At 54.4% G+C, this 19,523-nt stretch carries 17 protein-coding genes and 1 pseudogene; 9 read left to right on the plus strand and 9 right to left on the minus strand.

The window, feature by feature from the left end; all coding sequences use genetic code 11:
• Window positions 1-307 (plus strand): hypothetical protein (locus tag IEX96_RS14150; RefSeq protein WP_229773747.1); only part of this gene is annotated, 307 nt, incomplete at its 5' end.
• Here IEX96_RS14150 and IEX96_RS14355 read toward each other — a convergent pair.
• Window positions 228-413 (minus strand): ankyrin repeat domain-containing protein, encoded by a 186-nt coding sequence (locus IEX96_RS14355; RefSeq protein ID WP_150006438.1) that lies wholly within the window; start codon window positions 411-413, stop codon window positions 228-230. The two genes, IEX96_RS14150 and IEX96_RS14355, sit on opposite strands and share 80 nt — an antisense overlap.
• Before the next feature lie 424 nt (window positions 414-837).
• Between IEX96_RS14355 and IEX96_RS13085 the strand changes: the two genes are divergently transcribed.
• From IEX96_RS13085 to IEX96_RS13095, 3 genes are read left to right on the plus strand one after another with little or no spacing between them, the layout of a single operon-like run.
• Window positions 838-1,983, plus strand: a complete 1,146-nt coding sequence (locus IEX96_RS13085) for a glycosyltransferase family 4 protein (protein WP_150006433.1) — start codon at window positions 838-840, stop codon at window positions 1,981-1,983.
• A gap of 17 nt (window positions 1,984-2,000) precedes the next feature.
• The gene (locus IEX96_RS13090; protein ID WP_188874071.1) at window positions 2,001-3,002 is read left to right on the plus strand and encodes an NAD-dependent epimerase/dehydratase family protein; all 1,002 of its coding nucleotides are present in this window, start codon (window positions 2,001-2,003) and stop codon (window positions 3,000-3,002) included.
• Entirely contained in the window at window positions 2,999-4,327 is a 1,329-nt protein-coding gene (locus IEX96_RS13095) for a hypothetical protein (protein ID WP_188874073.1), read from the plus strand. The genes IEX96_RS13090 and IEX96_RS13095 overlap by 4 nt, the downstream gene beginning before the upstream one ends.
• A 327-nt stretch (window positions 4,328-4,654) precedes the next feature.
• Here IEX96_RS13095 and IEX96_RS13100 read toward each other — a convergent pair.
• Window positions 4,655-5,832, minus strand: a protein-coding gene (locus IEX96_RS13100) for an IS3 family transposase (protein ID WP_188874075.1) whose coding sequence is annotated in 2 segments (ribosomal slippage) — window positions 4,655-5,568 and window positions 5,568-5,832 — 1,179 coding nt in all. Because the reading frame shifts where the segments join, the coding sequence is not laid out codon by codon here.
• Between the two features lie 108 nt (window positions 5,833-5,940).
• Between IEX96_RS13100 and IEX96_RS13105 the strand changes: the two genes are divergently transcribed.
• A complete protein-coding gene (locus tag IEX96_RS13105; protein WP_188874077.1) occupies window positions 5,941-6,387 on the plus strand; it encodes a hypothetical protein in 447 nt (148 codons plus the stop codon).
• 9 nt (window positions 6,388-6,396) lie between these two features.
• Here IEX96_RS13105 and IEX96_RS14360 read toward each other — a convergent pair.
• The 7 genes and pseudogenes from IEX96_RS14360 to IEX96_RS13135 form a co-directional block, all read right to left on the minus strand.
• A pseudogene (locus IEX96_RS14360) lies at window positions 6,397-6,672 on the minus strand (site-specific integrase); the annotation flags it as partial.
• Window positions 6,673-6,691: 19 nt separating this feature from the next.
• Window positions 6,692-7,966, minus strand: coding sequence for a hypothetical protein (locus tag IEX96_RS13115; RefSeq protein ID WP_229773749.1), 1,275 nt, complete (start codon window positions 7,964-7,966; stop codon window positions 6,692-6,694).
• Between the two features lie 225 nt (window positions 7,967-8,191).
• The gene (locus IEX96_RS13120; RefSeq protein WP_268238513.1) at window positions 8,192-10,219 is read right to left on the minus strand and encodes a plasma-membrane proton-efflux P-type ATPase; all 2,028 of its coding nucleotides are present in this window, start codon (window positions 10,217-10,219) and stop codon (window positions 8,192-8,194) included.
• Window positions 10,188-10,670, minus strand: a complete 483-nt coding sequence (locus tag IEX96_RS14225) for a cation-transporting P-type ATPase (RefSeq protein ID WP_268238514.1) — start codon at window positions 10,668-10,670, stop codon at window positions 10,188-10,190. The genes IEX96_RS13120 and IEX96_RS14225 overlap by 32 nt, the downstream gene beginning before the upstream one ends.
• On the minus strand, window positions 10,667-11,041 hold the full coding sequence (locus tag IEX96_RS13125) for a SpoIIAA family protein (RefSeq protein ID WP_188874079.1): 375 nt from the start codon (window positions 11,039-11,041) through the stop codon (window positions 10,667-10,669). Before IEX96_RS13125 ends, IEX96_RS14225 begins: the two co-directional genes overlap by 4 nt.
• Window positions 11,038-12,189 carry an alpha/beta fold hydrolase gene (locus IEX96_RS13130; RefSeq protein ID WP_229773750.1) on the minus strand — a complete coding sequence of 384 codons (1,152 nt, stop codon included), beginning with the start codon at window positions 12,187-12,189 and terminating at the stop codon, window positions 11,038-11,040. The genes IEX96_RS13125 and IEX96_RS13130 overlap by 4 nt, the downstream gene beginning before the upstream one ends.
• Window positions 12,190-12,363: 174 nt before the next feature.
• Window positions 12,364-13,704, minus strand: a complete 1,341-nt coding sequence (locus IEX96_RS13135; RefSeq protein WP_150006178.1) for a ferredoxin reductase family protein — start codon at window positions 13,702-13,704, stop codon at window positions 12,364-12,366.
• 454 nt (window positions 13,705-14,158) lie between these two features.
• Between IEX96_RS13135 and IEX96_RS13140 the strand changes: the two genes are divergently transcribed.
• From IEX96_RS13140 to IEX96_RS13155, 4 genes are read left to right on the plus strand one after another with little or no spacing between them, the layout of a single operon-like run.
• On the plus strand, window positions 14,159-15,991 hold the full coding sequence (locus IEX96_RS13140) for a PHA/PHB synthase family protein (protein ID WP_150006177.1): 1,833 nt from the start codon (window positions 14,159-14,161) through the stop codon (window positions 15,989-15,991).
• Between the two features lie 4 nt (window positions 15,992-15,995).
• The gene (fabI, locus tag IEX96_RS13145; protein WP_150006176.1) at window positions 15,996-16,772 is read left to right on the plus strand and encodes an enoyl-ACP reductase FabI; all 777 of its coding nucleotides are present in this window, start codon (window positions 15,996-15,998) and stop codon (window positions 16,770-16,772) included.
• Window positions 16,773-16,828: 56 nt separating this feature from the next.
• Window positions 16,829-18,250, plus strand: coding sequence for a bifunctional enoyl-CoA hydratase/phosphate acetyltransferase (locus tag IEX96_RS13150; RefSeq protein WP_150006175.1), 1,422 nt, complete (start codon window positions 16,829-16,831; stop codon window positions 18,248-18,250).
• The gene (locus tag IEX96_RS13155) at window positions 18,243-19,451 is read left to right on the plus strand and encodes an acetate/propionate family kinase (RefSeq protein WP_150006174.1); all 1,209 of its coding nucleotides are present in this window, start codon (window positions 18,243-18,245) and stop codon (window positions 19,449-19,451) included. The genes IEX96_RS13150 and IEX96_RS13155 overlap by 8 nt, the downstream gene beginning before the upstream one ends.
• Window positions 19,452-19,523 lie beyond the last annotated feature (72 nt).

Below are 19,523 nucleotides of genomic sequence, written 5' to 3' on the forward strand. Positions count from 1 at the left end.
CAGTCCGGTAGCTCGTCAGGCTCATAACCTGAAGGTCATAGGTTCAAATCCTATCCCCGCAACCAATCAAAGCAAAGCCGCTAAGTCAATGACTCAGCGGCTTTTTGCTGTCCAAAACATAAAAGCAAAACTCGGCAATAACCGCCTGAGCCTTTCGTCCTCCCTCGGAAGCATTACGGAAGCACGAGAATCACAAAACAAACGGCTTGACCCAAAGCGTTACCCATTCAGTCGTCTTCAAGCCTGGCATTTAAAAGAGCAACAATCTCGTGGTGACCCATGTATTGGGCTATATCTAAGGCCGTGAAAGTTTCTCCGGAGGCAGGGTTCTGGCAGCACACTGTATGATCTGCTCGGGCGTCGATCAGGGCAATAACCGTATCGGTATGGCCGTTTTGTGCGGCTAGAAGCAGTGGGAATGGCTGTCAATATTGAAATTCATGCTCTATTTCTGGGCTACCAGAGGATAGAATCTGTGTGGGTACTATCTTTATCCGCAAAAATAAGGACAATATGGGCAAGCACATTTTGAGAGAAGCCCTTTATCGTCATGTGCAGCGGTCCTTTGCGTGACTGGGCGGATGATCTTTTAGATGAAAAACACGTGCGTGAGGATGGATTTTTTGATCCTGTTCCTATCTGCAAGTTATGGGGGGGTACTGGTTTGGTAAGCGGAGCTGGCACTATCGGTGTGGTGTGTTTTGATGTTTCAAGTCTGATGGGACGGATAGAAAAGCATATAAATGTCCTTAATATTTTGGTGTAGGGGGTAAGTATATCTCATCATGGTAATTTGTTTTGCGCATAAAAGTGGCGGGTCATTTGTAAGTATAAGCTATGAATAAAAAGAAGGTTTTATTAATAGTAGATAATCGGGTTGAATACCTGTTGTCTCATAGATATTCACTTATTAGTGAAGCAAGGAGGCTGGGTTATGAGGTTCATGCAACAACCTTAACTGACGGTAATGTTGATAAATTAATAGATAATGGGATTTTATTTCATCCAATATCAAAGAAAAGGAGGACGGGATCCGTTATCGATGAATTTGTGTTATTGTTAAATTTATTTAAAATTTTTAGAACGGTAAAGCCAACTTTAATTCACAATATTACAATTAGATCAATATTGTATGGCGGATTTTTATCATGTTTTCGAAGAAAATGTTCTATTGTGAATAGTTTTACCGGACTTGGCTATATTTTTACTGACGATAAATTTATAGTTAATTTGTTGCGCAGGATCGTGGGTGTATTTCTGAAATATACATTAATTATTAATGGTGCGGGAAATATTTTCCAAAATAGGGATGATTACAATCTTTTTGTGGGCAATGGGTGGGTTGCTTCAAACAAAAATATTATTATTCGCGGGTCTGGGGTTAATTTAAATAAATTTAATTGTATAAATAAGAAATTCAATGAGGTCGTAATTCTATATCCTGCACGCCTTATTGAGCATAAAGGGATCTATGAATTTATTGAAGCAGCAAGAATAGTTCACAATGATTTCCCGGACGTAAAATTTATGGTTGCTGGTGATATCGATACAGACAACCCAACCGCAATCGATAGTAAAATTTTGAATGAGTGGAGGAAGCTCGAGTTTATTGATTTTCTTGGTCATCGCGATGATATGCCATCGATCTTTAATAATGCTAGTATAGTTTGTTTGCCAACTTATCGAGAGGGAATGCCTAAGTCGCTTATTGAGGCTGCAGCAAGTGGTTGTGCTTTGATTTCGACAGATGTTCCTGGTTGTCGGGAAATTGTAGAGGATGGGGTCAATGGCTTTCTGGTGCCGCCACGAGACCCTATAGCATTGGCAGAGGCGATGTGTAAATTGATCACAGATAAGAAACGATGTAAGGAGATGGGTATGATGGCGAGAAAGACGGCAGAAAAGGAATATTCTGTTGAAAATATTGTGTCGTTAACTTTGTCTTTTTATGAAGAAGTTCTGAATTCGTCTTCCACAAAATAATTCATCAGAGTGTTAATATGGCGCGTATACTTATAACAGGTGTTTCTGGTTATATTGGATATTTATTGTCTGAAAGACTGAAGGCGGAGGGGCATTATCTTATTGGTATTGATCGTCGCCCATACCCCGGAGGGGGGGTGGATGAGTTTATTTGCTCGGATTTGGTGGATAGCAGCGAATATGAAGCTGTGTTAGCCAAGGTGGAATGTATCCATCACCTTGCGGCTGCAAAAGGTGATTGGGGTATATCTGAGGAAGAGTATTGCCATGATAATGTGGAAGCGACGCGGGCATTACTTTCTGCTGCTCATGCGGCAGGCGTAAGGAAGTGGATTTTCTATAGTACAGTATCTGTTCTGGGGCCCAGTGATACGCCATTGTCGGAGGATGCACCACGTAACCCGGTAAATCCTTATGGTGCGTCGAAGGCTGTTTGCGAGGATATTTTTGAAGATTATGTAGCGAAAACGCCTGATGCGCATGTTGTAATCATTCGCCCTTCAGTGGTTTTCGGGCCGGAAAATCCATGGAACACGAATATTTTCCGCCTTGTTGATGCAATCTATAAACGACGCTTTTTGATGATAGGCCAAGGTAGTGAAATTAAAACGACGTCCTATATATCTAATCTTATCGATGCTCATATGTTCTTAATGGAGCAGCGGGCTTCTGATCACGGATATGGAGTGGAAATTTATCAGTATGTAGATGATCCTGGTATGACTACGATGGAAATCGTAAATCTTATCAGGGTCCGTTTAGAGCGTGGTGTTAATAAATTTCGACTTCCACTATCAATTGCTGCGCCGATTTCCCTTGTGGGGGATGCTCTTGCAGCAGTAACAGGTGTAGACCTGCCTATAACGAGTGCCCGTGTTCGTAAGTTTTGTACTGCGACGAATTTTAGTGGTAGTAAAATACGCCAGTTGGGGTTTAAGCAAAAAATAAGCAATGAGCAGGCTATAATAAGTACAGTTGACTGGTATCTGACAAAATATCTGCAGCGGAATGTAAAATGACGAAGCTCCTTTTTGTTGAAATTAACGAAGTAAATTTCGATGATATGCGAGCTTATGGGGTGCAGGGGTATTTGCCTGAACTTATGGGCCTGATGGATCGACATGGCGTTGCAAAAACGACTTCCGAGCAGGATTATGAAGAACTGGAGCCTTGGATACAATGGGTTACGGCGCATACCGGATTGGCTTTAGCTGAACATAATGTGTTTAGGCTAGGGGATATCGTAAAGCATGACATTCCACAGATTTGGGAACATCTTGAGGAGCAGGGGCTGAAAGTTGGCGCGATCAGTCCGATGAACGCGAAAAATCGTACAGGTAATGCTGCCTTTTTTGTCCCGGACCCCTGGACGCCAACGTCTTTAACTGCAAGCCCTCTGCTGGAGAATCTTTATTTCGCGGTAGCGCAGGCTGTTAATGACAATGCGCAGGATCGTCTGGCCTTGCGTTCCAAATTCGCCCTTTTGGCGGGTGCCGGCACTTATGCGCGGGCAGTAAATTACGGCCAATATCTTGCTCTGGCGCGAGGGGCGAAGAAGGGGCCCTGGTCAAAAGCCATGTTCCTCGATTTGTTGCTGAGCGATATCCTTATTAAGGAAACGAGGCGGACGGCGCCGGATTTTGCATCCCTGTTTTTAAACGCAGGAGCCCATATCCAGCATCACTATATGTTCAATTCCGCTGTTTATAAGGGTGAACAGACAAACCCGGAGTGGGTTATCGGGCCTCATCAGGATCCAATGTTGGATGTTTACCGCCTGTATGACAGGATTGTTGGTCAGATCAGACAAGCCTTTCCAAAAACGCGTTTGATGCTGGCGACTGGGCTGCATCAGGATCCACATCCTGAAACCACCTTTTATTGGCGACTGAAAGATCATGCTGCTTATCTTACAAAGATTGGTGTGCCGTTTGCATGTGCGAAGCCGCGCATGTCCCGTGACTTTTTCATTGAATGTATATCGGAAGAACAGGCGGCGGAGGCAGAGCGTATTTTGTCATCAGTAAAAGCTTCCGACGGCACAAAGCTGTTCGATGTGGATAACCGAGGGCGGGATCTGTTCGTCATGCTGGTCTGGTCGCACGATATAGAAGCGGATTTCTCATATACTGTAGGGAAACGCGCGTTTATTGGGTTGCGCGACGATGTGGCATTTGTAGCCATAAAGAATGGCCAGCATAACGGGATCGGCTATTTCCTTGATACGGGGCTGTCCGCCGATGCGATGCATGGTACGTTCCCCTTGGCTGAAATTCCTGTGAAAATCTGTGATGCATTGGGCGTTTCATGGAGGGAGACGGCGCGGTCCCAAGCAATTGCCTGACTGTAGTATCATTCAAGATATATGAAACTTTCGCGCGGTGATTTGAAAATGGCCAACTGCGTAATCTCGTAGAAAAGTAATCCGTGGGCCCGTTTTCTTTAATAGCCAGATAACTGACAAAGCCGCTTTCTTGCCCTTGCGAAGGGGCGGGGCTTATGGAATGATCGGCTGAAGCCAAGGCATAAAGCCGTAAAAACATAACTGTGGGCTGTGTTGGATTGGGCGCAGCTTTGTTTTATTGGGGATAGTTTGATGGAAAAATCGGCTCAGGAACAGCATGATACGCAGGTTTTCCCGGTGGCCTGCCCCCATTAAGTGGTCCATTTGTTAAGTTAGGACTTGGCCACTATTGCCATCCAGTTGCAGCGGCTGGAGCGTAGCGTAAGCCATAGCAACTGGATGGGGCAAGATTGTTTCCGGTGCCGGTGGTTTATATCCCAACGAGCTGTGCGGTCTGATAGTGTTGTAATGCCGCCGCCAGCGCTCGACCAAGATCGTTGCCTCCTTCATGCTGTAAAATATTTCCGTATTTAAAAGCTCGTCCCTGAGCTTGCTGTTAAAGCTTTCATTGTAGCCATTCTCCCACGGGCTTCCCGGCTCGATATAAAGCGTCTTCGCGCCAACCCGGCCCAGCCAGTCCCTGACGGCATGGGCCGTAAACTCCGCACCGTTATCGGAGCGGATATGATCCGGCACACCGCGCTGCGTAAACAACCCGGTGAGCGTATGAAGTACATCATCCGATTTGAGCGTCCGGGCCGTCGTAATTGCCTGACACTCGCGCGTGTATTCATCGATCACGGTCAGCATACGGAACGCTCTGCCATCATGCGTGCGGGCCATAACAAAGTCATATGCCCAGACATGATTGCGCCAGCTTGGGCGTAGCCTGATGCAGGAGCCGTCATTCAGCCATAACCGGCCGCGCTTCGGTTGTTTTTTCGGCACTTTCAGCCCCTCCCGCCGCCAGATACGCTCCACGCGCTTGTGGTTCACATACCAGCCCTCCATGCGCAAAAGAGCTGTAATGCGGCGATACCCGTAACGCCCGTATTCGCTGGCCAGCCGGATGATGGGTGCTGTCAGAGCAGCCTCCTCCGGTCTGGCAGCAGGTGCTTTGCGCTGGGTGGAACGGTGCTGACCAAGAACACGGCAGGCGCGGCGCAACGATACGCTCAGCTTGCCAATAACGTGATCCACGCACCGCCTGCGGCGACCGGGGCTTAGAAGTTTCCCTCGGCGGCTTCTTTGAGAATGAGCTTGTCCAGCGTCAGCTCTGCAACGGCTTTCTTCAGCCGCACGTTCTCACGCTCCAGCTCCTTGAGTTTGCGGGCCTGGCTTGTTTGCATCCCGCCATACTGGTTACGCCAGCGATAATAGGTTTGCTCGGCCACGCCAAGCTGGCGCGCGGCCTCACCAACCGTGCGACCCTGACTCAACAAGACCTCGGCCTCACGAAGTTTCGAAATAATCTGTTCTGGTGTGTAACGTCTTTGACGACCCATGTGATTTCTCCTTATTCACGGTCATGAATAAGCCAAAATCCTCTCTGAAAACGGGCCACTTTTCGGGGGGCAGACCAGTCGAAAATACTGATTATTTGGCTTCAGGCTATGTCACTTGAACGACCTGGAGCAATGTTGCCTGGTGGTGATTACCGTCATTTTCAGCGCTTTATTCTAGCTGAACTGCCAACATATTTGCAGGGTATCGCCCCTTCCGTAGATCGGACTTATGGAGCGGGCATTAATCTTCAATTGATGTATGGTGAAAACTTCCGGTTTTCGAGTGAGCCTGAGCCAGGGCTGGAATTGGTTGATATAGTAACAAATGCGCTACGACGCGGCCTTGTTGGCAATTTAGGAGAAGAGGGTTGGCCTCCGTTGCGTGGACTTATGATTCACCGTAGTGACGTATATGTAAACCCAGTTGGGCTCTTTCAAGGCGCTGACAGGAAGGTTGCAACAGCGCTCCTTCCTGCAATGAATAAGTTTCGTGAGGGTGGCCGCATCATGGCCACCTCTAGTCTTCAATGGCCGGAATCTAATCACAAGGCCTAGCTCTTTGGTTTAAAAAATCTTGCTGTTCATCTTCTCAATCACATCGCGGGTATGGCCTTCGGATAGATGAGAGTAGCGTTTCACCATCTGCAATGTTTTGTGGCCAAGGACTTCGGCAATTTCAAGCTGGCTGGCTCCGTTTATGGAGAGGTGGCTGGCGGAACCGTGGCGCAGGTCATGGAAGCGAAAATCCACTATACCAGCCTTATCAAGGGCATTTTCCCAGGCTTTGCCAATATCAATAGGCTGTTTCCCATCGGTACGCGGGAAAATGAAGTCTGAGTCAGTTCCTCCTCATTTGTGGTTAGGCTTTAAGGCACAATGCCAGAAATTTAGCCAAACTATCCCAGATAGCGCGGAGGTGTTCTGGCGAAGGCGCAAAATCAGGTGAATGCACATAGCGGTGCAGAGTATCGATCGATATTATCTTTTCCGCCTGCTGCATTTTTTTCAATTCAGACAAATATTTCTTGTCGATCTGGCCTCGTTTGCAAAGGTCATCGGCGACCTTGATTAACTTATTGGCGAGCTTGTCGTTGTCGTAAACATTTTTCAATGTCGTGCGGGCCAGATAATTCTCGATCGACAATTCCAACAACACCCGAAAAAGTGTCGAGATAGCATTTGGATGAGTTTCCAAAAAAAGCTGATGCTGTAACTCTTCCCAGATATCTCGATGACGCTGTAAGTGCCCTGGCCAAGTAATTCCGTAGTCGGTATCAGGGATTAGTGTTGTTCGTTTTTTTGGGCGTGGCGCGGAGAAACGCTTGAGTGGTTTTGATGAAGATGACGCTACTGCCTTGACCTCCGGTTTTTCAATCGCATCTTTTGCTGTTGGTAGAATGCCTTCTTGGTCTAAGCTGTCGAGATAGCGGGTTTTGGCTTCAACATCCCATATATCTTCCAACACCACCTTTTTTTCAGCCAAGTCGCGGGCTACCCGCGCCATGGCCCTGAGAGAAGCCTCTTTTTTACGGATGAATTTGAATTCCCCTTGGCTCACACTGATCCCAAGCCTGTTGCGAAAGGCTTCTGCGGATAAAAGCCTGTTAAGATTTGATCGCGGAATCCTCTGGGCAGGAAGCATCTTTGCTTCTTTTAAATGCGTTTCGATTTGATCGGCTATATTAATGCCGGTGCACTTGCCTGTACGGGTGACAAAATGGGATTTCATCCGGTCATCCCACATGCTCTGGCCAACGCCATTTTGGCTACCCGTGTGGCGACGAAATAGAATTTCGTCGATACGGTCTCGATCTTGTTCGACTTGGCACGGAATCTTGTTCGGAAGTTCTCCGGACCAAGAGTCTTTCAGCTTTTGGAAAAAAACTTGCAATTCAGCCGTTGGTGCACGGCGAGGGTTGATGATGAGCTTCAGGCACGTGGTTCGCCTGTTTCCATCATAAACGGTATATTTGTCCCCAGTTGGAAAGACGAGTGGCGGCTCGTAGATGCCCTTACTTTTTACAATATCCTTGGCAAGGTTGCGCATGTGCGTTTCACGATTGTTGAACAGCCATGATATCGCGGCGGTCTCGTTCTCCAGCTCGCCATGGCGGTCATTCGCGCGGTTGATCAACAGTTTCTCTATATCTATCAAGTCCTGTAACATACGTATTCCAACATCATTCAGATGGGGTGAGTGCTTGGGATATCCGGTGCCCGACTGCGAAGTGACAACTCTTGAATGGAATTTACCTGAATAGACCTGCTTATAAAGCCAAAAATTGTATTAGTAAGCTTTGAGCAAGGCTAGGAGGGCTGGAAACGTGAAAAGGGCCTTTTGCCATTAGTGCCAATAGTGCTACCCCTTCTTCCGGCCTTCATTCTCCTGTGATGGGCCGAGCATGTGGCTTTCGACGACGGCGAGGTGTTTTCGGTAGCGGCTGGCGCGCATGTTCAGGGCGCGGCGCACCAGAAGCGCCGCTGCGTTGTTGATGGGCAGCCATATGAGCGCATAGGCCCATATGGCCAGCGCATATTTCCAGCCGATGGCGCTGATGAAGATGCCGTAAACGGCCATCAAGGTCCCCAGAATCTGCGTGGCTTCCGTGGCCAGGAGCAGGCGCAGGGACGGCCATGGCTTCATCCAGAACCAGTTCTGGTTGCGTGTGACAAAGATGGTCAGATGCCCTGCCACCAGAAGCTTGAGGAAGATCAGCGTCTGGATCGTTTCCCGGGGCAGTTCCAGCACCCGATCGGCATACCAGAACAGCAAGAAGCTGGCGCTGACACCCGTGATCCCGAGAGTCGTGGCGACGACCAGCACCCGCTGCATGTCCCAGCGCACCGGCTTTGGGGCCACATCGGCATTGTCATAGGCGATCATCATGATCGGGAAGTCGTTGAGGATGGCCAGCAGCACGATCATGATCGCGGTCACGGGGTAGAAGTCGAAGATCAGGATGGACAGGGTCATGAAGGCCAGCACGCGGATCGTCTCGGCGATGCGGAAAATGGCATAGCTGGTCATCCGCTCGAAGATGCGGCGGGCTTCCTCGATGGCGCTGGCAATGACGCTCAGCCCCTGTCCCGTCAGCACCACATCGGCGGCGGCGCGCGCGGCATCGGTGGCCCCGCTGACGGCAATTCCCACATCGGCCTGCTTGAGGGCCGGGGCGTCATTGACCCCATCACCCGTCATGGCCACGATATGATTGCGCGCCTGCAAGGCCCGCACGATCTTGAACTTGTGCTCGGGCAAGACGCGGGCCACCCCATCGGCCGCCTCGATCTGCCGGACGATATCGCTTGGCGAGGCGCCCTCAAAGATCTGCTCCGCCGCGCCGATATTCGTGCCCAACCCCAGCTTGCGGGCAATCTGACGCGCAATGGCTTCATGGTCGCCGGTGATCATCTTGATGGACAGCCCCATCTCCCGGGCCGTGGCGATGGTGGATGAGGCATCTTCGCGCGGGGGATCGTAGATCGGCACAAGCCCCAGGAAACGCCATGGCGCCTCGCCATCCTTCTGTGCCACCCCCAGGGCGCGATACCCCTTGCGGGCAAGCGCTTCCACCGCGCCTTCCAGGCGCTGACGGGTTTCGGGGTCCGGCTTTACCAGATCAAGGATGACCTGCGGCGCGCCCTTGCTGAAGCGCACGGTCTGCCCGTTGCGCCGGGCGGTGGCTTCGGCGCGTTTCGAGATGGGGTCGAAGGGCCGGAAGGAGGAAATGTCACAAGCCGCAGTCTCATCATCCGCCGCGGCCAGAATGGCCTTGTCGATGGCATCGGGATCATGGCTGTTGCTCGCCAGGCGCGCCGCCAGAAGAAGCTGCGCGCGGCTCGTGCCTTTTTCGGCCTGCACATCGCCCACGGTCAATTGATTCCTGGTCAGCGTGCCGGTCTTGTCTGCGCAAAGCACATCCACGCCCGCCAGTTCCTCGATCGATACAAGGCGCGAGACGATGGCCTTCATGCGGGCCAGCTTTTCTGCTCCCACGGCCATGGTAACGGACAAGACAGTGGGCAGGGCGACAGGGATCGCAGCAACGGTGAGGATCAGGCTGAATTGCAAGGTCGTCAAAAAGGGCGTTTCGCGAAAGACCGACACGATCAGGATCAGCACCACAAGGGCCACCGTGCTGAGGATCAGGAAATTGCCGATATTCAGCACCGCGCGCTGGAAATGCGACCGGCTTTTGGCTGATTGCACGAGCTGCGCGGTCTTGCCGAAATAGCTGTTCATCCCGGTGGCGGTGACCATGCCGGTCCTCTCGCCCATCTTGACGATCGATCCCGAATAGGCCGTCTCGCCCCGCTTTTTCTCAACGGGCAGGCTTTCGCCGGTCAGCGCTGCTTCATCGACGCTCAGATAGGCTCCCTTGCGCATCGGCAATGTCGGCGGGGACGACATTGCCGATGCGCAAGGCCACGATGTCTCCGGGGACCAGATCCGCGGCGGGCAGGGTGGTCCATCTGCCGTCGCGCAAGGTTCGCGCGCTGAGCGCCAGATTTTCCTTGAGCGCTTCAATGGCGCTGCCGGCCCTGCTTTCCTGCCAGAAATCAACCCCGGCATTCACCAGCAACATGGTGACGATGATCGCAAAATCGGCCCAATCGCCCAAAAGCATCGACAAGATGGCGGCCGTCTCGATCATCCAGGGGATCGGCCCCCAGAAATATCCCAAGAAGCGCTCCAACGGGCGGAGCTTCTTTTCTGCCAGCGCGTTGGGGCCATATTGCTCCAGCCGTCGGGCCGCCTCTTGCGTGCTCAGGCCTTGCTCGATGTCGGTGGGTGGCAGGACTTCAGGCGGTTTTGAAGGATTGCTCTTCTTTGTCATGCGCTTTCCTCCTTCAAAAGCCATGCGCGGGCCGCCTCGAATTCGTCATCGGCAAAAACCTTCAGCGGATGGGGGAAGAACGCGCCGAAAAACAGCGTGGAATCGCGCAGCCATCTCAGATCGCTGACAAGAGCCAGGCGCGAGAAATCAAGCCAGTGCCGAAGCCCCAATTTGGCGTCCGACCAGATCGCGCCGGGCTCAAAGCCCTGAAAATCATCGGAAATGCGCACCAAAAGCCGAACGTTTCCATAACGCCTGATCCTTTTTTCGATCTCGGGAAGCAGGATATGGGCATAATCTTCGGCGCTGACATGCCCCACATGGGACACGCCCAGCGCGTTCTTGGGAAAGCCTTTCAAAATGCGGATCATGGCATGGCCCTCCTTGCCCGGATGCATCGGCGCTGCTGGCCCTTGATCCATTGGGCGATACCCGGCCAGACGTCTTTCAGCGTTCTGGAGCCCATGAACAGGCCGATATGCCCGCCGGGAACCAGATTCTTGACGATCTGCTCTTGAGGCGTGCCCAAAAGATGCTCGGCAGCAAAGACCTGTTCCCGGGTGGTGATGTCGTCTGAAGCTCCGGCCAGCAGATAGGTGGGGCAGGTTACGTCCTTGAGTGATAAAGCGCGGCCCAGGCCGGTGAATTCTCCCTTGGCAAAGCGGTTTTCCTTGAACATCAGCCGGATCGCCTGAAGATAATAAATACCCGGCAGATCAATCGGATTTTCATACCAGCGCTCGAACTGTTCGGTGCGCTTGAAATAGGATTTGTCCTCGATATGGGCGTAAAGATCGACGAATTTTTTGCCATATTGCACGCCGGGATGCATGTTTTTCAAACCAGCCAGCATATATTGGCCCAGCATGCGGCCATCGCCCGCGGCGACCATTTCCTCATAGATGCTCAGTGGCAGGCTGTGGGCCAGCTTCTTGATCGGCCCGTTGCCGGCATCTGTGTCGATGGGCGCGCCGGCCAGCACCAAGGAGGCGACCTTTTCAGGGAAGCGGCAGGCATACATGGCGGATAACCAGCCGCCTTGGCACAGCCCAACCAGCGCAACACGTCCGCCCAGATCGTCCACCACCACATTCATATCTTCGAGATATTTGTCGATATCATAATTGCGCATCTCGGGGGTGGCCGATTTCCAGTCGGTTGCCAGTACATGGCTCAGGCCCGAGGCCAACAATGTTTCGATCAGGCTTTGGCCTTTCGCATAGTCGGCGATGGTCGAGCTATGGCCCGCATAGGGCGCGTCCACCAGTACCGGCACAGCATCGCTTTTTTTGGGCGAGAAATCCCGCAAACGCATGGTGTCCAGATCCAGCAAAATCTTGTTTTCGGTCGCCCATTCCGATGGTGGCGGGTTTTCAATCTTCTCGGCCTCGGCAACGAAGCGCAGATTGTTCTGAAATGCTTGCAAGCCTTTTTCTTCCATCTCGATAGCGGCCGCCATTGGCCAGAAGGCCGGAACGCAATGTTCATATCGGGGTGTTTTCGCCTGTTCGGATGTCATGGCATGGGTTTCCTGCTATGCGTTTAGCAATATTGCTGCACTGCAACAATTCAAGTGACCACAATTTCTGCCGGGTTATGCGGCTTAGATGTCGCAGGGGGAGGATTTTACGCAACCCTTGTAGTCGTTGATGTTTTTGACCGTCATGGGCGGGTCCCTTTTGGCAAAAAGGCCTCAGCGCAGGTTGAACATCTCCTGATGGAAGTCGGCAGGGCGCAGGCCATGTGCAATAAGATCGCGCCGCAGCACTTCGCCAAAGGCGGCTGGGCCGCAGAACCAGACGCTGGCCTTGGACCAATCGGGCAGCATTTCGCGCAGGCGTGCGCCGCTTAACAGACCGTCTTCCTGGTCACGCATCAGATGCAGCTTAACGCCGGCTGCAGCGGCATCCGCTTCCAGCAAGGCTTTCGGTTCCGGCGCGATTTTGGGCACCGTATGGATCAGGTCGATCCGCTTGCCATCGCCCGTTGCGGCCATGTGCTTTAATCGGGCGATGAAGGGCGTGATGCCGATTCCGGCACCGATCCAGATCTGCCGGTCTTTGCTATCGTCGAAGGTGAAGCGTCCATAAGGCCCTTCGACGGTGACACCGTCATTGACTGCCAGCGCCTTCGGCAGCCGTTGAGTATAATCGCCCAAGGCTTTGCTGATGAAGGTGATGGATCGGGTTGCTGGGTCCCAGGACGAGGCGATCGTGAAGGGATGTGCGCCTTCCTTGCGATCGAAGGTGACAAAGGCGAACTGGCCTGCCTCATGTCCGGGCCAGCCCTTGCCCATTGCGACCTTGATTTCGGTTACTTTCATTGATGGGAACTGACGCAAAGCGGCGATCTGGCCCGGCACCTGTCGGCTTCGACCAATCTGCCGGGTGAGCGCGAACGCCGCCGCCACGACACCACCGGCCATCAAAAGGGCGGTGACAAGCCCCACCGGCTGTGTCCATGCGTCGAAATCCATCAGGACGGCTGCGTGGAAGACCAGTACAAGATAGACAATGGCAATCAGGGTGTGGGTCGCCGCGAAGAACCGGTATGGAATCCGCTTGATAAGCGCAATGGCGAGCAGTGCAACGGCCACATAGAAGGCCCATTCCCCCAGCATTTCGGCCATTTCACGCTGGCTGTTGAAAAACTGTTGAACCGCGCCAAGATCGGGCAGTCCGTCTTTGTGATGCTGCCGCTTGCGTGGTTCCAATAGTCCCCAGGAAACGGCCCATTTCGGCCCGTTAACCCAGAGCCAGTGGAATATGGACATCACCAACGCGGTCATGCCGAGCCATTTGTGCAGCCGGTAGGATTTATCGAGCCCGTTTAGCCAGCGTTCCACCTTTGGGGACCGCACGGCCAGGATCATCGCAACACTCATCGCACCGATGCCCAGGACGCCGGAATATTGCACCAATAAATGGCGAATGGTGAAGATGGTGAGGGTTTCGGGCAGGGGCAGGTTGGCGGCGATCCATAAAACGCTCAGGCCGAGCATCAGGGCCCAAAGGGTTATTCTAATCGGTTTCATTGCAGTCATCCTTGTACAGACTCATGTGCGATCCGGTTTGGTCTCCATTGCGCCCAAGGAAATGTGGCCAACTTTGGCGGTCGAATGGCGTTCATGCATGAGAGGGCCGATGCTGCTACGCAATATTATAACTAGGAAATATCGATTTGGTCATGGTTTTGTTGATCCAGATCAATATTGCACTGCAATATTTTCGCTAGACAGGGATGTGGCGGCCTCGGTCGGGGCGATATGGAATTGGTCCCGGTGGGTGTATCGGCGATGTGCCGGTGCCGGATTGACCCTTTCAAAGTCAGTGTTTTGCCGCGCCTTTCAAGCTGATGGCGCCTCATGAAATCGGGAGAGAGACATCATGCAATCGAGATCTGGACAGGATGGGCGAGGCAAGACCAATCGACGGGCTGTGGCTCAACCAACCCGCAGCTCTCGTAAGGTGGTGAAGAGGACCCCGGATATGACGGATGCGGACAAGCCCAAAAACGGCGCCGCCGATAAGCAACAGGCGCGGAAGGTCAAGCCTTTAGCGGCAGCGCTGACAGCCATTTGTGATGATCGGGTGCCGCCCGGTCATTATACGGCTCAGGCCATCGATCGCGCCTTCAAGGCGAATTTGGCGCGGCTTACCAATGGCTTGTCTCCGGCCGGGCTTGCGGACCTTTATTTCAACTGGCTTGCGCATTTGTCCCTGTCTCCGGGGAAGCATGCGGAACTGGCAGAGAAAGCCAGCCGGAAGCTTGCGCGTCTTATGCTTTTTGCAGGGCAATCGGGGGCAAACCCCGAGGTGCCGCCCTGCATCGAGCCATTGCCGCAAGACCGCAGATTCGCGGGCAAGGAATGGCAGCAATGGCCTTATAATCTGATCTATCAGTCGTTCCTGCTTTCGCAGCAATGGTGGTATAACGCGACGACCGATATTGACGGCCTTTCGGATAAGGACGAGCAGGTCATTTCCTTTGTGGCACGGCAATTGCTCGATCTATATGCCCCGTCAAATTTCATTTGGACCAATCCTGAAATTCTGAAGGCCACCATAGAACAGGGCGGCATGAACCTTATCAAAGGGGCTCAAAATCTTGCCGCCGATTGGCAGCGGGGGATGGCTGGCAAAAAGCCGGTCGGCACAGATGATTATCAAGTCGGGCAGAACATCGCCGTTACGCCCGGCAAGGTCGTTTATCGCAATCACTTGATCGAGTTGATCCAATACACACCGACAACGGATAAGGTCTATCCGGAGCCCATTCTCGTCGTTCCGGCATGGATCATGAAATATTATATCCTTGATCTTTCGCCGCACAATTCTTTGGTCAAATATCTGGTTGATCAGGGCCATACGGTTTTCATGATTTCGTGGCGCAATCCGACATCGGAGGATCGTAATCTGGGGATGGAGGATTATCGCCGGCTCGGCGTTATGGATGTCCTTGATGCCGTTTCGTCTATCGTTCCCGATCGCAAGGTTCATGCGGTTGGCTATTGCCTTGGCGGGACATTGTTGTCGATCGCGGCTGCTGCGATGGCCCGTGATGGTGATGACCGCTTGGCAACCATCACGACCCTTGCCACGCAAGTGGATTTCACCGAAGCGGGCGAGCTGATGCTGTTCATCCGGGAAAGCGAAGTTTCCTATCTGGAAAACATGATGTGGGATCGGGGATTTCTGGACGGCTCCCAGATGGCCGGCGCCTTCCAGATCTTGCGTTCCAATGATCTGATCTGGTCGCGTTTGGCGCATGAATATCTTCTAGGCAAACGCGCAGGCATGAATGATCTCATGGCGTGGAATGCGGATCTCACTCGTATGCCTTATAAAATGCACTCGGAATATCTGCGCGGGCTTTTCCTGAACAATGATCTGGCGTCCGGACGTTTCATGGTTGAAGGCCGGCCGATTAACCTTGCGGATATCCGGACCCCCATTTTTGCCGTGGGGACGGTCAAGGATCATGTCGCCCCTTGGCGGTCTGTCCATAAAATCACCTTCCATCCCGCCACCGATGTCACCTTTTTGCTGACCAGCGGCGGCCATAATGCCGGTATCGTCAGCGAGCCGGGCCATCCGCGCCGCAATTATCAGGTCGCCACCAAACATGCGGGGGAGACGTATATCGATCCGGATACTTGGCACGCACAAACGCCATATAAGGACGGTTCCTGGTGGCCGGAATGGCAGGCTTGGCTGGCTGGTCATTCCACCGGCCCCGTCGCCCCGCCGCCCATGGGGACGCCGGGCAAGCGCTATGCCCCGATCTGCGATGCCCCGGGCACCTATGTTTTTCAGGAGTAGGGGCATGAATCCGCCATTGGAGCTACTTAAGGGTAAGAAGGGGCTGATTGTCGGCATCGCCAATGAGCACTCCATGGCATCGGGCTGCGCACAGGCCTTCCATGATGCGGGAGCCGCGCTGGCCGTGACCTATCTGAACGACAAGGCCAGGCCCTTTGTGGAGCCGGTGGCACAGGCCGTGGGGGCCGAGATCTTCATGCCCCTTGATGTGGAATCCGATGCGCAGATGGATCGGCTTTTTACTCAGATCGAAAGCCGCTGGGGGCGTCTGGACTTCGTGCTGCATTCGATCGCCTTTTGCCCGAAGGCGGATCTTCAAGGCCGGGTGGTGGATTGCTCGCGCGCGGGCTTTGCCACGGCCATGGACATTTCGGTCCATTCCCTGATCCGCATGGTGCACCGGGCCGAGCCCCTCATGAAAGAGGGCGGCTGTGTGCTGACCATGAGCTATTATGGGGCCGAAAAGGTCGTCGATCATTATAACATCATGGGGCCGGTGAAGGCGGCGCTGGAGTCCGTCACGCGCTATCTGGCGGCGGAGCTGGGGCCGAAGGGTATTCGCGTCAATGCCTTGTCTCCGGGGCCGGTCATGACCCGGGCAGGATCGGGGATCGCGCATTTCGATAAATTGATCGACGAGGCGCGTTCTCGCGCACCGGAGCAGCGGCTTGTCACGATTGAAGAGGTGGGGGCTGTCGCGGTTGGCCTCGTTTCCGATCAGGCCAAAGCCGTTACCGGCAATATCGCCTATGTCGATGCGGGCTATCATGTCATGTCCTAGAGGCGAGGATGAGATGCCTCCCCATGCCGCACGCTCCGGACACTGAGGAACAGCGAATGCAATATATCGAGAACAAGACCTTTGACGAAATCGAGGTGGGCCAGTCGGCGGAGCTGGTCCGCACGCTCAAGGCCGAGGATATCGAGCTTTTCGCCGTGATGTCGGGGGATGTGAATCCCGCCCATGTGGATGCGGAATTTGCCCGCTCCGACCCTTTCCACAAGGTGATCGCCCATGGCATGTGGGGCGGGGCGCTCATCTCTGCGGTTCTGGGGACGGAACTGCCCGGACCCGGCACCATCTATCTCAATCAGTCCCTGAGTTTTCGCCACCCCGTGGGCCTGGGCGACAAGGTGACGGTTCGCGTCACCGTGCGCGAGAAGAAGCCGGAGAAAAAGCGCCTCATTCTCGATTGTCTTTGCCTCAATCAAGACGGCGAGACGGTCATCAAGGGCGAGGCCGAGGTGATCGCGCCGACCGAGAAGGTCCGCCGTCCGCGTGCCTTGCTGCCCGAGGTGCATCTGCATGAACGCGGGGCCAGCTATCGGGCCTTGATCGAGGCCACGCGCCAATATGAGCCGGTGCGCACCGCCATTGTCCATCCTTGCGATGCGCTCTCGCTTTCCGGCGCGTTGGAAGCGGCCAGCGAAGGGCTCATCACCCCGGTACTGGTGGGGCCGCGCGCCAGGATCATGGCCGCCGCGAAAGAGGCCGGCCGCCGCCTCGATGACTGCGAGATCATCGACGTGCCCCACAGCCACGCGGCGGCGCAAAAGGCCGTCGAACTGGCGCGCCGGGGCAAGGTCGAGGCCCTGATGAAGGGCAAGCTTCATACCGATGAACTGATGGGCGCGGTGGTGGATCGCAACAGCGGGCTCCGAACCGAAAGGCGCATGAGCCATGTCTATTGCTTCGACGTACCGCACTATCCCAAGCCGTTGTTCATCACGGATGCAGCGGTCAATATCCAGCCCAGCCTGAACGACAAGCGCGACATCGCGCAAAATGCCATCGAACTGGCGCAGGCGCTGGGGGTGGAAAGGCCCAGGCTGGCCATCTTGTCGGCGGTGGAAACCGTCTCTGCGCGGCTGGGCTCCACGCTGGATGCGGCAGCCCTTTGCAAGATGGCCGATCGCGGACAGATCAGCGGCGGGCTTCTGGAAGGCCCGCTGGCTTTCGACAATGCCGTCTCGAAAAGCGCGGCCAGGACCAAGGGCATCGACTCTCCCGTGGCGGGTGACGCGGATATCCTTCTGGTGCCCGATCTGGAAGCGGGCAACATGCTGGCCAAGCAACTGATCTATCTGGCCGGCGCCGATCCGGCCGGCATCGTTCTGGGCGCGCGTGTGCCCATCATGCTCACCAGCCGGGCCGATGACATGCTGTGCCGTCTGGCCTCGGCCGCCGTGGCTCAGCTTTTCCTGCGCCGCCGACCGCCCCGGCTTGAAATCCCGAGCGAGGGAAATGCGCATGACTGACACGCTGTTGGTGCTCAATGCGGGCTCGTCCTCCATCAAATTCGCCGTCTATCCCGCCCATGAGGATGGCGCGGCGCTGTGCGCGGGGCAGATCTCGGGCATCGGCACCGCGCCGGTCTTGCGGATGAAGGTTGCGCAAGGAGACGGGCAGTCCGAAGCCCTGCGCTCATTCGGACAGATCGCGCCCGATGAAGGGCACCCCGGCCTTCTGGCGCGGCTGCTGGTCTGGCTGGAAGGCGGTCTGGAGGGCCATCGCCTCGTGGCGGCGGGGCATCGGGTCGTTCATGGCGGGCGGGATTTTGCCGACCCCGTGCGGATCACCCCCGATGTGCTGGCGCGGCTCGACAAGCTGGTGCCTTTGGCGCCCCATCATCAGCCGGACAATCTGGCCGGTATCCGCGCCATTGCCGATGCGCGGCCCGATCTGCCGCAGATCGCCTGTTTCGACACGGCCTTTCACCGCAAGCAGCCGCGTCTGGCCCAGATCTTCGCCTTGCCGCGCGCGCTCACCGATGAAGGCATCTTGCGCTATGGCTTTCACGGCCTGTCTTATGAATATATCGCCTCCGTCCTGCCCCGATATGCCGGAGCACGCGCCGATGGGCGCTTCATCGTCGCTCATCTGGGCCATGGGGCGAGCCTTTGCGCCATGCACCACCGCCAAAGCATCGACACGACCATGGGTTTCACGGCGCTCGACGGGCTGGTGATGGGCAAGCGGCCCGGATCGCTGGACCCCGGCGTCCTGCTCCATCTGTTGCAGGACAAGGGCATGAGCCCCGAAGATCTGTCGCATCTGCTGCATCAGCAATCGGGGCTTCTGGGGGTGTCGGGCGGCTTGTCCGACGATATGGGGGAACTTCTCGCGCTCGATGACCCAAAGGCGCGCGAAGCCGTTGATCTTTTTGTCTATCGCGCCATTCGCGAGATCGGGGCGATGATCTCGGTGCTGGGCGGGCTCGATGGCCTCGTCTTCACGGCGGGGATCGGGGAAAATGCCAGTTCCATCCGCGCGCGGATCGTTGCGGGGCTCCATTGGCTGGGCTTGCGGCTGGACGAGAAGGCCAATGCCGATCACGGCCCGCGGATTTCCACGCCCGACAGCCAGGCGGAGATTTTCGTTATCCCAACGGATGAAGAGCGGATCATCGCCCGGCACAGCCGCGCCTTTTTGCATGAAGCTAGCCGGAAGGCACAATAATGAAGCATGATGATCATGTCCCGAAATCTCCGCGCCGGGGATGTCGGTTTGTTTTCAAGGCGTCGGGGTCCG

The sequence above is a fragment of the Iodidimonas muriae genome, from assembly GCF_014647255.1.
Lineage (GTDB): Bacteria > Pseudomonadota > Alphaproteobacteria > Sphingomonadales > Rhodothalassiaceae > Iodidimonas > Iodidimonas muriae.

Coding starts and splice junctions, on each gene's coding strand:
- IEX96_RS13085 (WP_150006433.1), top strand. CDS start 838: ATGAATAAAAAGAAGGTTTTATTAATAGTAGATAATCGGGTTGAATAC.
- IEX96_RS13090 (WP_188874071.1), top strand. CDS start 2,001: ATGGCGCGTATACTTATAACAGGTGTTTCTGGTTATATTGGATATTTA.
- IEX96_RS13095 (WP_188874073.1), top strand. CDS start 2,999: ATGACGAAGCTCCTTTTTGTTGAAATTAACGAAGTAAATTTCGATGAT.
- IEX96_RS13105 (WP_188874077.1), top strand. CDS start 5,941: ATGTCACTTGAACGACCTGGAGCAATGTTGCCTGGTGGTGATTACCGT.
- IEX96_RS13120 (WP_268238513.1), bottom strand. CDS start 10,219: ATGCGCAAGGGAGCCTATCTGAGCGTCGATGAAGCAGCGCTGACCGGC.
- IEX96_RS14225 (WP_268238514.1), bottom strand. CDS start 10,670: ATGACAAAGAAGAGCAATCCTTCAAAACCGCCTGAAGTCCTGCCACCC.
- IEX96_RS13125 (WP_188874079.1), bottom strand. CDS start 11,041: ATGATCCGCATTTTGAAAGGCTTTCCCAAGAACGCGCTGGGCGTGTCC.
- IEX96_RS13130 (WP_229773750.1), bottom strand. CDS start 12,189: ATGACATCCGAACAGGCGAAAACACCCCGATATGAACATTGCGTTCCG.
- IEX96_RS13135 (WP_150006178.1), bottom strand. CDS start 13,704: ATGAAACCGATTAGAATAACCCTTTGGGCCCTGATGCTCGGCCTGAGC.
- IEX96_RS13140 (WP_150006177.1), top strand. CDS start 14,159: ATGACGGATGCGGACAAGCCCAAAAACGGCGCCGCCGATAAGCAACAG.
- fabI (WP_150006176.1), top strand. CDS start 15,996: ATGAATCCGCCATTGGAGCTACTTAAGGGTAAGAAGGGGCTGATTGTC.
- IEX96_RS13150 (WP_150006175.1), top strand. CDS start 16,829: ATGCAATATATCGAGAACAAGACCTTTGACGAAATCGAGGTGGGCCAG.
- IEX96_RS13155 (WP_150006174.1), top strand. CDS start 18,243: ATGACTGACACGCTGTTGGTGCTCAATGCGGGCTCGTCCTCCATCAAA.